The organism is Pandoraea sp. NPDC090278, assembly GCF_044772185.1.
Lineage (GTDB): Bacteria > Pseudomonadota > Gammaproteobacteria > Burkholderiales > Burkholderiaceae > Pandoraea.
In genome coordinates, this window is the sequence record NZ_JBIVYJ010000003.1 from 83,808 (window position 1) to 95,538 (window position 11,731).

An 11,731-nucleotide genomic window follows, 5' to 3' on the forward strand; every position below is an offset into this window, starting at 1 on the left:
ATTGGACCGCCCGGTGGGGCGGCCACGCCCCCGGCGTGCGTTCGCGCGAGCCGGGTGGGCCGGTTCACGCGCAGAATTCGCACCGAATTCGCGCCGCTCCCACGTAGGGCTTTCGTATGGAGGTTCCTCATGACGCGCATATTCCGATGGCTGACGAGCGTTGGTTACGTGCTGACGCTATGGCTTTTCGTGGGGGCGGCTCACGCGCTGGCACCCGACGATATCAATTTCGGCACACTTAACGACCCCGCCGCAATCGATGCCGCCGAAGCCGCACAAGTGAACGGTGTCGACACCGCCCGGCTCATCAACGCGCGATACAGGAACACACCGACCCGATGCTTTCAGGTGCGCCCGATCTACGAATGCTCCGGCGTGCTGCTGCGGGTGTCACCGCCAAACGGGGTGGGCAATACGTTCTGGCGTCAGAGTCCTGCGGAAACGGCGGCGGGGTATGCCGAAATCACGTATGTGCGTCAGGACACACCGGCGGCGCGTCCGCCCGGCTCGGTGGGCTTCGTACTGGCCACTGTGCCGAGAGCCGCAGGCAACGAGAAGCCGTATTCGCTCATGTGCGGCTGCCCGCCGTACGGCCAGACATTGCCCGCGTGTGCGACATGTGCGCGCAGCCCGAACGCCGTGGGCGTGAGTTTGTGGGATGTCAACACACCGGCCTCGCTCGACGTGGAGGCGATTTACTACGACGTTAGCGCGGGCGGCCAGCTCATGCAGGCGCTGCGGTATCAGAACGATTATTTCGCCGCGACGGGGCAATGGGTTCCGATTCTGCGTGCGTCGCTCACTGGGGGAGACGGCACCGCATTCGGCTTCGATGAACGCGACCAACTGATGTGGGGCTTTACCGTCGTGAAGGATCTGGAAGCTCGGTATGCCGACACTCGCATGGTGTGTCCGGGCAACACGCCGGGCTATTACTGCTCGGGCGTGTTGATTCGCGTGCCGGGATCAGGTCCCACATTCAGTTCATGGAATCCGAGTCCGGCGGCCGTCAAAGACGGTGCTGTGTCCTGGTCGTACGTGCGCAGGGACATGAACATGACGGCCACGGCGGGCACCGGGCCGGGACTCCTGCTGCACGAACTGCAATATCCGTCGGCATACACGCCGCAATGGCGATGCGCTTACGCGGTGAACGGGGGCACTGCGGGCACGCCGGGGCGGTGCACGCGCCCGGGCGCTCTGCCCGCGACCGCCGCCGGATTCCAGGCGTTGGTGACCGCCCGGCAATCGGTTCGCGGTCCGCACAACGAGGTCATTCTTGCCGCATGGCCGCAAAACATTCCCGACGATCTGCCCTTGCAGGGCATCTTCTATACGGTCGACACATCTCGCGGCGGCGCACAGTCCATTCAGCAGGACTACATGGGGACGACCGGGCACTTCATGCCGGTCGTTTCCGCGCGTCTGACGATGGCGCCGGGCTCGATCTTCCGATTCGTTCCAGCGGAACAAACCGGGGCGATGAGCACGACGGCTATCGGAAACTGAGTCTTCACAGGACTTTCGTAGGGAGGTTCCTCATGACGCGCATATTCCGATGGCTGACGAGCGTTGGCTACGTGCTGACGCTATGGCTTTTCGTGGGGGCGGCGCATGCGCTGGCGCCCGACGATATCGAAATCGGCACACTCAGCGACACCGTCGCAATCGATGCCGCCGAAGCCGCACAAATGAGCGGTGCCGACACCGCCCGGCTCATTAACGCGCGATACAGGAACACGCCGACCCGATGCTTTCAGGTGCGCTCGATTTACGAATGCTCTGGCGTGCTGCTGCGCGTGGCGCCACCGGACGGGGTGGGCAATACGTTCTGGCGTCAGAGTCCTGCGGAGACGGCGGCGGGGTATGCCGAAATCACGTACGTGCGTCAGGACACACCGGCGGCGCGTCCACCCGGCTCGGTGGGCTTCGTGCTGGCCACTGTGCCGAGAGCCGCAGGCAACGAGAAGCCGTATTCGCTCATGTGCGGCTGCCCACCGTACGGCCAGACATTGCCCGCGTGCGCGGCGTGTGCGCGCAGCCCGAACGCCGTGGGCGTGAGTTTGTGGGATGCCAACACACCGGCCTCGCTCGATGTGGAAGCGATTTATTACGACGTCAGCGCGGGCGGTCAGTTGATGCAGGCGCTGCGGTACCAGAACGATTTTTTCGCCGCGACGGGGCAATGGGTCCCGATTCTGCGTGCGAGGCTCACCGGTGGCGACGGCACCGAATTCGGCTTCGATGAACGCGACCAACTGATGTGGGGCTTTACCGTCGTGAAGGATCTGGAAGCTCGGTATGCCGACACGCGCATGGTGTGTCCGGGCAACACGCCGGGCTATCAGTGCTCTGGTGTGCTGTTCCGAGTGACAGGGTACGGTCCTGGGGTCCGGGCATGGAATCCGAGTACGAATGGCATTAGAGACGGTGCGCTGTCCTGGTCGTACGCACGCAGGGACATGAACATGACAAGGGCGCTGTACACCGATGCGGGGATGCTTCTGCACGAACTGCGATATCCGTCGACATACACGCCGCAATGGCGATGCGCTTACACGTACGATGCCGGGACTGCGGGCACGCCGGGGCGGTGTTCGCGTCCGGGTGCTATGCCTGCGAGCGTCGCAGGATTTCAGGCTTTCGTTAACTCCCGGCAATCGGCTAGCGCCGTGCACAACGAAATCATTCTTGCCTCGTGGCCGCTGGACATTCCCAATGATCTGCCCTTGCAGGCTTTCTTCTATCAGTCCGACGCGACGCGCGGAAACGCGCAGTCCATTCAGCAGGACTACATGGGGAGAACCGGACACTTCATGCCGGTCGTTGCCATGCGCCTGCCGATGGCACCGGGGTCGATTTTCCGATACGTCCCGGCAGAACAAACGGGGGCGATGAGCACGACGGCCGTCGGAAACTGATTCGCTGGGCTGCGATGCAATGAGAACGAGGCACCTGCGCCGACGCGCCCCCGTCTCCGGGGACGCGGGTCGGCGACGTGCCGGGAAATGCTCGTTTCTTGAAAGCCAATTTCCCAAATTTTTCAACGAATGGCTGTCAACCTTGACAGTTTTCGCTCATCGGTTCGGTCGATACGCTGAGCTCTCCTATTATTTTTTATTGGAGAGATACGATGCGAGTGGATGTCATCACAGGTGCCCAGATGATGCCGGCCGTGCGAGCCGAACTGGCGCGCTTCAGGCACCGGGTGTTTGTGGAGCGGCTCGGTTGGCGCGTGCCGGAACGGCGAGCTGCGGATGCTGCGTCGCGTGGCGAAGAGGCCGACGAATACGACCATGAGGAAACCGTGTATGTCACGTTGCGCGGTCCGGGCGACGATATTGTCGGCTGTGCCCGCCTGTTGCCCGCGACCCGCCGCTTCCTGTTGAAAGATCATTTCCAATATCTCGTCGACGACCTGCCATCTGCCATGTCGCTCGAACTTCCCACACGCATCGGACGAGGCAAAAATCGGGTCACCGACAGCGGCGATGTGGTCAGTGAGCATTGCCCCCCGGACGATACGGCGTGCGCCTCAGTGTGGGAGTTGTCGCGTTTCGCGCTGGTGCTGCCAGCCGCGCAGACGCACGATGCGATTCAGGGGGCGCGCGAACTGTTGCGTGCCGCGATGTTCGCAGCGCTGGCACTAGGGGCGAGACGCCTCGTCGGTGTGACGTATGTCAGTCTGGCGCGGCTGTTCGTGCGATTGGGTGTGCCGACGCATCGGCTGGGGAAATGCCATCGCATCGACGGTCGCTGGGTGGCGGCCTACCGCATCGATGTCGATGCGATCGCGCTTGCGGCGCTCGGCCTGACATGTGCGGCAACGCCCGCCGCCGATATGACACTGCCGCCGGAGATGCCGGTGAGTGCCCCGGCATCGATACCCGATCCGCGTCAACGCCACATGACAAGCCGTATGGCACTTTGAACCTTGTTGCGGCATCCCGTTTTGTCGAGACAGTTGCGGATGTGAAAATTGACCGTCCGTGCGGAAATGCCGAGGATTGCGCCGATCTCGTCGGCTGTCTTTCCTTCCGCTGTCCACAGTAGCACTTCACGTTCGCGCAACGAGAGCGAATCGATGTCGAAAGGGGGGCGTTTCGGCCGCAGAAGGCGACTCATTGCCTCGTGCGTATAGTTCGCAATCGCCCCCATCCCGACACGCAACGAAGCGATCTCAGCAGCATTGAGTGGGGGGTGCGTGCGTCCGAAATTCAGCAGCCCGAATTCGCCGTGCGGCCCCCAGCTCGATCGCGCGACCCCATGATTGAGTCCGAACCGCGAAGCGGCTTCCCAGAAAGCGTTTGCTGGCGGTAGCGACGGATCGCGCCAGATCAACAGACGCTCGCTGTGCCGACCCACGACGACGGTCGGGTCGACTTCGATGAAATTATGCTTTGCGTAATAGTCCATCCAGCCAGGCGGATACGTGTCGAAGATATGCAACTCCGACTGCGTTGCGCTGCGATGGCTGCGAAAGCCGTAACACGTGTAATCGAAGCCGATCCGTTTGGAGAACTCGTCGATGCGCTGAAACAAGATTTGTGCATCGGTAATGCCATTGCAGTCCTTATCCATTGCTTCGAGCAAATGTATCAAGGCAGACATGATGTCTCCAGGGGGAAACCGGATGCTTGTGCGTTTAACTGCTTGTTTTATAGACACCGATTCCGAAAGCGCGCACGACGCCACCATGGCGAATTACGCCATGTCGGCCCCTGAGTCATGCTGATGCATCGGAGTTTTTAATTGAACACTGCAAACAAGATGGTGTCGCTTACGTTGGCAATCGTTTCGCACGCCGTGGCAAATGCAATAAATCGAAAGCACTACGTACCGGTGTCGGGCGGCTCTAGCCACATGTATGAACTTGGTTCCGTACACCGATGCGCTGAAGAATATCAACGGGTTAACGGGATTTCAATCGATGCATCGAAAATATCGAAAAACGAGACTTCTCGATTTTCTAGATATTTTTTTGTTGTTTTTTTTGATCTATGATCGAGAATTTTGTCTGAAACTGATTCTATTTTTTTGCACTTTTTTTATTGAGGTTTTTGGCTTTTTGTTTTTTTGAGAATCGTTATCAAGAATTGTAACCGCCACTGATGAGGTGTGCAAATCGTAATTAAAAAGTTACTTATTTGGAACGCTGTGCATTAGCCGCGATTCGCCTTAACAGCTTCGCGAATGAGAATGATTAGCGCTTTCTCGTCGATGGCGGCGCCTTCACGGAAATCGATGGCGCGGCGGGTATTGCCTTCGAGGCTGGCGTTGAAGAGACCGGCGGGGTCCGGGAGCGAAGCGCCCTTCGGGAAGGTCAGTTTGACGGCGGCCTTATAGGTTTCGCCGGTGCATAGGATCCCGTCACAGGACCAGACGGGCACGCGCCACTTCCATTCCTCGACGATATCGGGGGCTGCGCGGGTCACGATGGCGCGAAGGCGGGCGAGCATATCGCCGCGCCAGTCTGCGAGCTCGGTGATACGGGCGTCGATAAGTGCTGAGGCTTCGTCGGGCGAGGGAAAGGCCTTCTTCATGTCGAGCGTCTCCGGGAGAGAAAAGGAAGTTGCGTGCGATACAGCGCCCAATTCTGACGAAGGCAGAAAAGACGGAAGGTTTTGGGGGGAGAGAAGGGGGGAGACGGACCGGGGCTCCCTTCTGAACCGAGTTGGGTTTATGTCTGAGGGGCGGAAGGGAGCCCCGGTCCGTCGGGGTGCTGGCTAGCGCGACAGGTGTCCACGCATCGCCAGCGCAAAAATCAGAACGCTGCCGAGTAAATCGCGAAAGCGTCGGCTTCGGAGACTTCGCGGGGGTTATTGACGAGCAGACGGGTCTGAAGCATGGCGTCGCTGGCCATACGCGCGATGTCATCCTGCTTGACACCCACTTCGCGCAGCGTTCGCGGAATGGCGGTCTCGACGATCATCGACTCGATGTGCTGGATCAGCGCATCGGTTTTCGCTTCGTCGCTGCCGGTCGCCTTGACAGGAAGAATCGCGTCGGCGAGTTCAGCGTAAAGCTTGCTGGCAGCGGGTGCATTGAAGCGCATGACGTGCGAGAGCACCAGCGCGTTCGACAGACCGTGGGCGACGTGGAAGATGCCACCGATCGGGTAGGCGAGGGCGTGGACGGCGGCCACCGGCGAGTTGGCGAACGACTGTCCCGCGAACATCGCGCCGACAAGCATGGCTTCGCGTGCTTCACGGTTCGCGCCATCGTTGCAGGCGGGCAGGAGATTGCGCGAGAGCAATTCCAGGGCCTTCACGGCGAGCATGTCCGAGATCGGGTTTTTCAGGTGTGCCGACGTATAGGCTTCGATCGCGTGCACCATCGCGTCGATACCGGTGGCGGCAGTGGCCGCGCGCGGCAGGCCGAGCGTGAGTTCCGCGTCGAGGATCGCGAGATCGGCAAAGAGTTGCGGTGCGACGACACCCATCTTCGTCGTTTCGCCGGTCGTCACGATCGACACGGCCGTGACTTCCGAGCCGGTGCCTGCTGTCGTCGGGATTTGTACCAGCGGCAGGCGCGTGCCCGTCACCTTCTTCACACCGTACATTTCCTTGATCGACTGCGTGCCCGGTAGCAGCACTGCGAGCAGCTTGGCCACGTCCATCGACGAGCCGCCGCCCAGACCCAGCACGATTTCGGCGTCTGCCGCGCGAGCGCGCTCGGCGGCTTCGAGCACGATGTGCTCGGGCGGATCGGCGATCACGTCGTCGATGACCGACACTTGCCAGTCGTGCTTCGTCAGATCGGCCAGCGCAGGTGCAAGCAGACCGCTCTTATGCAAGAAGCCGTCCGTGACTACGCACAGGCGTTTGGCCGACGGAAACTGCTCGCGCAGCAGCGCACCCAGGCGGCGCGCTGCACCGAATTCCACAACGACGGTGGGGACCGTCTGGAAACGAAATGCGTTCATGATCGTTTTCCTATGAAGACTTTATGAGGCTTACGCGACCATCTGGCCGCGATCGATCCGGTAGACGCTATCGAGCACCGCACCGGCGTGCTGCAAATCCGCGCCCGAGAGAATGACGGCGAGGCCTTCACCGCGCATCTGGCCGATCACTTCGGCAATGCGCTTCGAGAGTGCCGGGGCCACGCCTTCGAACGGTTCGTCGAGCATCAGCAGACGCGAACTCGTCATCAGCGCGCGGCCGACGGCCACCAGTTTCTGCTGGCCACCCGACAATTGTAAGGCGCGGCGCGGGGCCCACTCGCGGGCTTCCGGAATGATCCGATACACCTTGTCCAGACGCGCCTGTACATCCTTCGCCTTGAGTGCCCAAGCAGGCACGCACAGGTTTTCTTCAACCGTCATGTCCGGAATCAGACGGCGGTCTTCCGGCGCATAGCCGATGCCCAGCGACGTACGCTCGTGCGACGGCGCTTTGACCAGATCCACGCCATCGAACGTCAACGTGCCGCCGTTCGCTTTCACGAGACCCATGATGGCGCGCAGCGTCGTCGTCTTGCCCGCGCCGTTGCGTCCGATCAGCCCGACGATGGCGCCCTTCGGGACCGAGAACTGCACGCCCCGAAGAATGTCCGTCGCGCCGAAGCGCACATTCAGATTTCCGACTTCAAGCATGGGCTACCTCGCCAGCCATATTTCCCGACGTCGGCGCTGCGGCCACCGTCTCGCCAATGATCAACTCGCGCACCTGCGGGTCGGCCAGCACCACGTCCGGTGTGCCATCCGCCAGAATGCGGCCGTCGCAGAACGCCAGCACGCGGTCGCTGTAGCGGCGCACGATTTCCATATCGTGCTCCACGAACAGCACGGTGATGCCCAGCGCACGCGCGGCATCCAGCACGCGATTCATCACGTCGAACTTCTCTTCCGCTGCGACACCCGACGTCGGCTCGTCAAGCAACAGGACTTCCGGTTTGCAGACCATTGCGAGTGCGATGTCGAGCAGCTTGCGCACGCCTTCAGGCAAGGTGCCCGAGATCATGTCGGCAAACTCCAGTACGCCCAGACGCGCCAGACTTTCGTTCGCCAGATCCGCCGACAAGCCCGAAATCGCCAGCGCAATCTCGATGTTCTCGCGCGCAGTCTGCGAGCCGAACAACTGCGGAATCTGGAACGAACGCGCAATGCCCAGACGCGTGATCTTGCGCGGTGCGAGACCCGTGATGCGCTTGCCACGGAACATGATCTCGCCGCGATCCGGCTTGATGTAGCCCGTGAGCATGTTGACGAACGTCGTCTTGCCTGCGCCGTTCGTGCCGATCAGACCGACCACGCTCTGCGCGTCGATGTTGACGGTGATGTCCTTCGCGGGCGTCACGCTCCCGAAGGTCTTGTGCAGGCCAGTGGCCTCAATGATGTGTGTCGATGCCATCTCGTGCCCCTTATGCTGCGTCGGCCGCTTTTGCGGTCGACGTTTGCGTGACGGGATGTGCAGCGGTCGCCTTGCGACGTCCCAGACCCAGACTCGTGAGACCGCCCGGCAGGAAGGCGATGATCGCGAGCATGATCGCGCCCATCACGATTTGCCACGTGTTCGGTGCGTAGCGATACGCCATCGCCCGAGCCACTTCGAGCAGCAGCGCACCGATGAACGGCGAGAAGGCGAAGCGGGTGCCCGAGAGCACGGCGATGAAGACGAATTCGCCCGAGGTCGTCCAGAACGCCATGTCTGGATCGATGTGGCCGATGTTGAACGCCTGCAACGCGCCACCGAGACCCGCGAGCGCGCCTGCGATCACGTACGTCAGGTGAATGTTGCGGCGGGCGGACGTGCCCAGATACTCCACGCGGATCTCGTTGTCCTTGATCGCGGGGCCGAGGCGTCCCTGCGTGGAGCGCATGTACACGGCCACGGCCATCACGCACGCGATGGCGGCGATGAAGCCCACCGCGAACAGGTTCGTGCCCGTGAGCTGCCACGGCTCGGCACTGCTGCCGAGGGTGGGGGCGTTCACGTTGAAGCCGTCGCTGCCGCCGAGTTCGACGTTATTGAGCAGCAGGCCGTAGCAGATCATCGACAGCGCGAGCGTGAGCATCGCGAAGAAGATGTCGCGGTAGCGTGCCAGCAAAAAACCGAGCACGAAGGCCAGCACGGCCGACACGATCATCGATACGGCGAGCAGCGCGAACAGCTCCGTCAGGCCGTAGTAGTTCATGCCGAGGCCGACGCAATACGCGCCGACCGCGAAGAACAACGCCTGACCGAACGACGCGAGACCCGTGCGCAGCAGCAGCGCCAGACCCAGTGCGACGATGCCCTTCGACAACGCCACGGAGACCAGAAATTGCCATTGGGGCAGGGCGAGACCTGCTGCGCCGATGACGACGAAACCGACCACCGCGAGCCACGTGCCGGGCGCGCGCAGTTGGGAACAGATTGCGGAACTCATATCTTGCGAGCCTCCAGCGGAGCGAAGATGCCTTTCGGACGCACAGCCAGCACCAGCGCCATGACGATGTAGATGGAGAACAGCTCGCCTTGCGGCCAGTAATGCACGGCACTCGCGCGCACCAGACCCACGAGCAACGCACCGAACGCTGCGCCGGGCAGCGAACCCAGTCCGCCGATCACCACCACGGCGAACGTGAGCACCACGATTTCCACGCCCATGCCAGGCGCAACCGACACGGTCGGTGCGGTGAGCGCGCCGCCGATGGCCGCAAGGACCGCGCCTGCCATGAACGTCACCACGAAATAGCGGCTCACGCGAATGCCCATCGCCTGACTGACTTCACGGTCGTGAATCACCGCGCGCAGCAAACGGCCGCTGCGAGTGAACTTCAGGAACGCCGTGAGGCCGACGCCCGCGATGAGCGCTACGCCCACGATCAGGAAGTTGTAATTCGGGTACGAAAGATCGCCGAGGTCGAAGTTGCCGAGGAAGCTGTACGGCTCCGAGACCGAGTACGGATCGACGCCCCAGACGAGTTTGATGGCGTCTTCCATGATGAGGAAGAGCGCATAAGAGACGAGCAGCAGCACCACGGGGTCCTGCCCGTAGAAGCGCTTCAGAACGCCGCGCTCCATGATGAAGCCGATGGCTCCGCCCGCGACGATGGCCGCCAGCACGAGCAACAGATAGCTCACGTAAAGGTTGCCGCCCTGGGCAACCCACGGGCCGATCAACGTCACGCCAGCATACGCGCCCAACGCGTACAGGCTGCCGTGCGCCATGTTCAAGATTTTGAGCACGCCGTAGACGAGGGTCAGTCCCAGGGCAACCAGGAACAGCCACGCGGCGTACATCACCCCGTCCACCAGGACGGCGTAGATCTGCGACATCTCGCATTCTCCTTGGAACGCAATGCAGCGAGTAGCGTGATGGCCACGTCGCGCGCATTGCGGGTACCGCTTTATTGCAAGGGGACGGGAGGACGAGACGCGCCCGTCCTCCCGAACTTGATGCTTAGGTATTACGTGAAAGGATCTGCCGGGGGGGGGCTCAGTGCTTCAGGCCGCCCTTGATCCAGTCGGCCGACTTCACACCTTCCGGCGGCGTGACTTCGGCGATCGAGTACTGCTTCACGTCCGTCACGGTGACCTTGCCGTTCACGTTCTTCACGATGCCGAACGCGGTGCCTTGCGCAGCCTGGTGGCCCTTGCCCAACGTCAGACCGATCTTCCCGGCCGGTGCTTCGAAGGCGAGGTGCTCGAACGAAGCGATGACCTGCTCGGGCGTGGGCTGCTTGCCGCCGTTCGCGGCTTGTGCCTTCTCGTAAGCGGCCTTGAGCGCGAGGATGCTCTGGTTCATCTTGTACGACGGGTAGCTCGGCGTGTCGTTGAACTTGGCGCTGTAGGCCGTGCGCAGCCAGCGGTTCAGTGCGTTGTCCAGCGCGAACATGCCGTACATGCCGCGTGCGCCGATGATCACGCCGTCCGGCAGACGCGTCTTGCCGTGCGTCGCCGTTTCACCGGCGGTGAGGACCGTGAGCGACTTCTTGAACAGGTCGCGCGGACCGGCTTGCACGACGAGACCTTCGAGGTCGCCGCCCCAGAAGCTCGAATGCAGCACGTCCGGGTGGGCGGCGAGCAGGCTCGAAATGCCAGCGTTGTACTGACCTGCGCCCAGCTGCGGCATTTGCGAGCTGACCGACTTGGCGTTCGGCTTGAGCGACTTGAGCGTGCCTTCGAAGTCGGCCCAGGCGTCCTGACCCCAGGCGTAGTTTTGATTGATACCTGCATACGTTTGCAGATCCGGCTTGCGTTCTGCGACGTAGCGGGCAGCGCCCACGTTGTCCATCGTGGCCGTGGCCACCGGGCGGAAGACGTACTTGAAGCTTGCGTCTTCGAACACGCGCGGCGTGCCGCAATCGAAGAACAGCGTGACCTTCTTCATTTCTTCGGCCACCGGTGCAATCGCCAGGCAGTTGCCCGACGAGGTGTAGCCGACGACGTAATCGACGCCTTGGTTCAACAGGTTGCGGTACTCGCTGACCTGCTTGCTCGTGCTGCCCGCTTCGTCGATGTAGACGAGTTCGATCGGCGCACCGCCGAAGCCCTTTGTGGCGTACGGGGCAGGCACCTTGCCAGCGTTAAGCTCGGCAGCGGTGACTTCGGCGGCGTTCTTGGCCGGTACGCCGAAGGGACCGGCGGCAGCGCCCGACATGAACGTCACGATGCCGATCTTGATCGGCTTGGCATCGGCGTGTGCCGTGGTGGCAACCGAGGCGATCGCGGCGCCGGCCGCAAGTGCGAGAGCGAGCGGCTTCATGCCGCGCTGGATAACGCGCTTCATACTGGTTTCCTTT

11 protein-coding genes are annotated in these 11,731 nt (G+C 62.0%); 3 read left to right on the forward strand and 8 right to left on the reverse strand.

Going from position 1 to position 11,731, the window contains the following annotated elements; genetic code table 11:
- The first annotated feature begins 129 nt into the window (after nt 1-129).
- The 3 genes from ACIQWO_RS12755 (at nt 130) to ACIQWO_RS12765 (ending at nt 3,931) form a co-directional block, all read left to right on the forward strand.
- Nucleotides 130-1,509, forward strand: a complete 1,380-nt coding sequence (locus ACIQWO_RS12755; protein ID WP_402824155.1) for a hypothetical protein — start codon at nt 130-132, stop codon at nt 1,507-1,509.
- A gap of 32 nt (nt 1,510-1,541) precedes the next feature.
- Entirely contained in the window at nt 1,542-2,921 is a 1,380-nt protein-coding gene (locus ACIQWO_RS12760; RefSeq protein WP_402824158.1) for a hypothetical protein, read from the forward strand.
- Nucleotides 2,922-3,133: 212 nt separating this feature from the next.
- Nucleotides 3,134-3,931, forward strand: a complete 798-nt coding sequence (locus ACIQWO_RS12765; RefSeq protein ID WP_402824161.1) for an acyl-homoserine-lactone synthase — start codon at nt 3,134-3,136, stop codon at nt 3,929-3,931.
- On the opposite strand, the gene ACIQWO_RS12770 is transcribed toward ACIQWO_RS12765, so the two are convergent.
- From ACIQWO_RS12770 to ACIQWO_RS12805, 8 genes are all read right to left on the reverse strand, one after another.
- The gene (locus tag ACIQWO_RS12770; RefSeq protein ID WP_402824164.1) at nt 3,898-4,698 is read right to left on the reverse strand and encodes an autoinducer binding domain-containing protein; all 801 of its coding nucleotides are present in this window, start codon (nt 4,696-4,698) and stop codon (nt 3,898-3,900) included. The two genes, ACIQWO_RS12765 and ACIQWO_RS12770, sit on opposite strands and share 34 nt — an antisense overlap.
- 464 nt (nt 4,699-5,162) lie before the next feature.
- Nucleotides 5,163-5,543 (reverse strand): DUF1801 domain-containing protein, encoded by a 381-nt coding sequence (locus tag ACIQWO_RS12775; RefSeq protein ID WP_402824167.1) that lies wholly within the window; start codon nt 5,541-5,543, stop codon nt 5,163-5,165.
- Nucleotides 5,544-5,764: 221 nt separating this feature from the next.
- On the reverse strand, nt 5,765-6,925 hold the full coding sequence (locus ACIQWO_RS12780; protein WP_402824170.1) for an iron-containing alcohol dehydrogenase: 1,161 nt from the start codon (nt 6,923-6,925) through the stop codon (nt 5,765-5,767).
- Nucleotides 6,926-6,955: 30 nt separating this feature from the next.
- A complete protein-coding gene (locus tag ACIQWO_RS12785) occupies nt 6,956-7,597 on the reverse strand; it encodes an ATP-binding cassette domain-containing protein (RefSeq protein ID WP_402824172.1) in 642 nt (213 codons plus the stop codon).
- Nucleotides 7,590-8,354 carry an ABC transporter ATP-binding protein gene (locus tag ACIQWO_RS12790; RefSeq protein WP_039396821.1) on the reverse strand — a complete coding sequence of 255 codons (765 nt, stop codon included), beginning with the start codon at nt 8,352-8,354 and terminating at the stop codon, nt 7,590-7,592. Before ACIQWO_RS12790 ends, ACIQWO_RS12785 begins: the two co-directional genes overlap by 8 nt.
- Nucleotides 8,355-8,364: 10 nt before the next feature.
- Nucleotides 8,365-9,372 (reverse strand): branched-chain amino acid ABC transporter permease, encoded by a 1,008-nt coding sequence (locus tag ACIQWO_RS12795; protein ID WP_402824176.1) that lies wholly within the window; start codon nt 9,370-9,372, stop codon nt 8,365-8,367.
- Nucleotides 9,369-10,265: a branched-chain amino acid ABC transporter permease gene (locus tag ACIQWO_RS12800; RefSeq protein ID WP_402824179.1), complete on the reverse strand. Its 897-nt coding sequence runs from the start codon at nt 10,263-10,265 to the stop codon at nt 9,369-9,371. Before ACIQWO_RS12800 ends, ACIQWO_RS12795 begins: the two co-directional genes overlap by 4 nt.
- A gap of 160 nt (nt 10,266-10,425) precedes the next feature.
- Complete coding sequence (locus tag ACIQWO_RS12805) at nt 10,426-11,718, reverse strand: ABC transporter substrate-binding protein (RefSeq protein WP_402824182.1); 1,293 nt, start codon at nt 11,716-11,718, stop codon at nt 10,426-10,428.
- Nucleotides 11,719-11,731: the final 13 nt, after the last annotated feature.

Coding starts and splice junctions, on each gene's coding strand:
- ACIQWO_RS12805 (WP_402824182.1), bottom strand. CDS start 11,718: ATGAAGCGCGTTATCCAGCGCGGCATGAAGCCGCTCGCTCTCGCACTT.
- ACIQWO_RS12790 (WP_039396821.1), bottom strand. CDS start 8,354: ATGGCATCGACACACATCATTGAGGCCACTGGCCTGCACAAGACCTTC.
- ACIQWO_RS12765 (WP_402824161.1), top strand. CDS start 3,134: ATGCGAGTGGATGTCATCACAGGTGCCCAGATGATGCCGGCCGTGCGA.
- ACIQWO_RS12770 (WP_402824164.1), bottom strand. CDS start 4,698: ATGGTGGCGTCGTGCGCGCTTTCGGAATCGGTGTCTATAAAACAAGCA.
- ACIQWO_RS12800 (WP_402824179.1), bottom strand. CDS start 10,265: ATGTCGCAGATCTACGCCGTCCTGGTGGACGGGGTGATGTACGCCGCG.
- ACIQWO_RS12785 (WP_402824172.1), bottom strand. CDS start 7,597: ATGCTTGAAGTCGGAAATCTGAATGTGCGCTTCGGCGCGACGGACATT.
- ACIQWO_RS12760 (WP_402824158.1), top strand. CDS start 1,542: ATGACGCGCATATTCCGATGGCTGACGAGCGTTGGCTACGTGCTGACG.
- ACIQWO_RS12755 (WP_402824155.1), top strand. CDS start 130: ATGACGCGCATATTCCGATGGCTGACGAGCGTTGGTTACGTGCTGACG.
- ACIQWO_RS12780 (WP_402824170.1), bottom strand. CDS start 6,925: ATGAACGCATTTCGTTTCCAGACGGTCCCCACCGTCGTTGTGGAATTC.
- ACIQWO_RS12775 (WP_402824167.1), bottom strand. CDS start 5,543: ATGAAGAAGGCCTTTCCCTCGCCCGACGAAGCCTCAGCACTTATCGAC.
- ACIQWO_RS12795 (WP_402824176.1), bottom strand. CDS start 9,372: ATGAGTTCCGCAATCTGTTCCCAACTGCGCGCGCCCGGCACGTGGCTC.